The sequence below is a fragment of the Mesobacillus sp. genome (assembly GCF_049588175.1).
Taxonomy (GTDB): Bacteria; Bacillota; Bacilli; order Bacillales; family Cytobacillaceae; genus Mesobacillus.
In genome coordinates this window covers 1-2,435 of sequence record NZ_JBAVFI010000050.1, presented here as the reverse complement: position 1 = coordinate 2,435, position 2,435 = coordinate 1, and the positions used below count along the sequence as shown (strand labels likewise).

Genomic DNA, 2,435 nt, shown 5'->3' with positions numbered 1-2,435 from the left:
ACACTACTTGCACCTTCTAAACAAATTAAATTCTTTTATACTTAATAACAGTATTAAAAAATCATTTACATTAAGTCAATGATAACCTCTGCTAAAGTGGTATAATCACAATCCCTGTAATGGTGATCAAGCTGGCTGCCAACTTAGCCCCGGTGATTCTCTCTTTAAAGTAAAACCAGGCAAGGAAAATGGCAAACATAGGTGACGTATACACCAGGGTTACCAAAAGGAAACCATTGGCAAACTTTCGGCTTAAATAAGATATACATAACAATGGCAATCCCTGCTGACTTATAAAAATACAAGGTTACCGGATTGGCCCAATTGTGAACGAGCAATTTTCTGTGTCGGAACTATGCTGATGCCGAAAACGGCAGCAGTGGCAATGACAAATTAATCCACTGCTTATCTCAGCTCAAGAATGGAGTTAAAGGATTCTTCCCTTTCAAATTTAAAAAATAAATCCCGAAATAATCATTATGTCTTTTCTGGGCCATTGTTCCCTATATGGATTCCCTCCCTCTATATGAAATGTCAATGTTCCTATATATTAAGAGTTCTATTTTCCTAATATTCGTAATTTTTAAATTATTATTTTATTAATAGTTTTCATCATGTTAAAATGTCTTGGAAACTATTCACAAAAGGAGGAAAACCATTTGAAAAAGAAAAAAGCACTAGGATACATAATTTCTAGCGGTTTTTTGGCAACTTGTCTTCTTGGCAGTTCAACCAGCATTTTTGCCGAATCAACAACCACCCCAAACGGCCCCTGGGTACAGGATGAACAGAACCTTTCTTTTGCAGGCCTAATGTCTAATGAACAAATGGAAGCCAAACTAAAACAAATTGAAAAGTCATCACAAGGAAAGATGGTATTGGAACAGTTCGGAACTTCCAACGATGGCTATCCGCTTTATGCTGCTAAATTTGGTAACAATGACCCCAATAAGAAGCGTGTTCTCATTTATACTCAAATCCATGGCAATGAAACACTGGGGACAGAAGCAGCAGTAGAATTAATGCAAAAACTGGCAGCTGGAGGAACTGAAGCGGATAATATCCTGAACAAAGTTAGCGTTTGGTTTGTCCCACGAATTAACCCAGATGGAACAGCCAATCAATACGAAGGTAAGCCATATCCGACTAGATACTCTCATCAAACATGGAAGCCTGAAGAATTAGGTCTACCGTCAGATACAAAAGCTCCCTGGTATTACAATGCAGAAGGAAGTGAAAGAGGACAAAATAATGAAGGAACAGTTGTTTATGGAATTCCTGGTTTTGACCTGAATCGTGATTTTCATCCGAACTATGACTTTGATTTAACCGAGGAAATTAAAAAGGATCCTAGTAAAGTAGCAGAAATATTAAATCAAAAAGCTACAAACAACGGATCCCAAGCATCTTTAGTCTTTTCACCTGAAACACGTTCGCTTACAAAACTAGTAAAAGAACTAAATCCAGATGTTGCAATTGACCTTCATCACCGCGGATTCAACAGATTGTCTGAAGAGGACAACCGTTCAGTCTCAATACAGCTGTTAGCCCAATTTACAACCAAACCATACACGGATCCTTTCAGTGGTAAAACATACGATATCGACCCAGAAGTATTAACCTTAAGCAAAAAAGTCAACGCAGTCGCTTATGAATCATTGCAGCGAGGCAACTCATCCTATGGTGCCATTCAGAAATACCCGACTGTTAACTACCCTGGCTCAGGATTGGGTGCCATCCAGTTAAATGGTACAGCTACCATGCTCATAGAAATAAAAGGCCAAACGCAAACCTTAGGCCAAAAACAAAACGGCATGCTTAAAGAAACTGCAAAAGTTCCAGTCTTGGCGGTTCTGAATAGCCTTGCAGATGACACTATAGAAAACTCAGATCCAGCTGTATATGATGCCATACCAGAGTTTTCTTTCCCAGTAAATCCTGGTGGAGATCACGATCACTAAGACCAACTTAATTGGCTGGCACTACGCTAACTAAATACAGCACAAAAAAACCGCACGAGTGAAACCACCGTGCGGTTTCTTATGTATTTTGTTTAACTTTATTATTGAATCTTAGACTACTTGCTATGTAGTTTGGGTAATACGAAGAAAGTAATGATTGTTAACAGAATTTCAAACAACTGTAACCTAACTTTCTAACAGATGAAATCTAATTATGGGATAATGACTTCTTCAAGTAAAATTTGGACCTCCATCAGTACATTTAAACTTTCAATAGCTGTAGAGGAATCCATTATCTAATTATTATTCAGCCTAGGTGGTGCAAGTATGTCAGGAACAAAAAAGAGATTAAGGGTAAAGTGGAGTAGAGTATGGACTGCCTTTCTTCTCTTAAGTATCTTTTTAGTCGGTCTAATGAATATATTTCAGTACATAGAAGGAACAATCAAAACAATCAATCAACCCTTAAAAAAA

Annotated in this window: 2 protein-coding genes; one reads left to right on the top strand and one right to left on the bottom strand. The window is 37.7% G+C overall.

What is annotated here, in order from left to right; translation table 11 throughout:
- Positions 1–91: 91 nt before the first annotated feature.
- Complete coding sequence (locus WB217_RS01145; protein ID WP_423989859.1) at positions 92–274, bottom strand: EamA family transporter; 183 nt, start codon at positions 272–274, stop codon at positions 92–94.
- 385 nt (positions 275–659) lie between these two features.
- Here WB217_RS01145 and WB217_RS01140 point away from each other — a divergent pair, with 385 nt between their 5' ends.
- Entirely contained in the window at positions 660–1,961 is a 1,302-nt protein-coding gene (locus tag WB217_RS01140; protein ID WP_423989857.1) for a M14 family zinc carboxypeptidase, read from the top strand.
- Positions 1,962–2,435 lie beyond the last annotated feature (474 nt).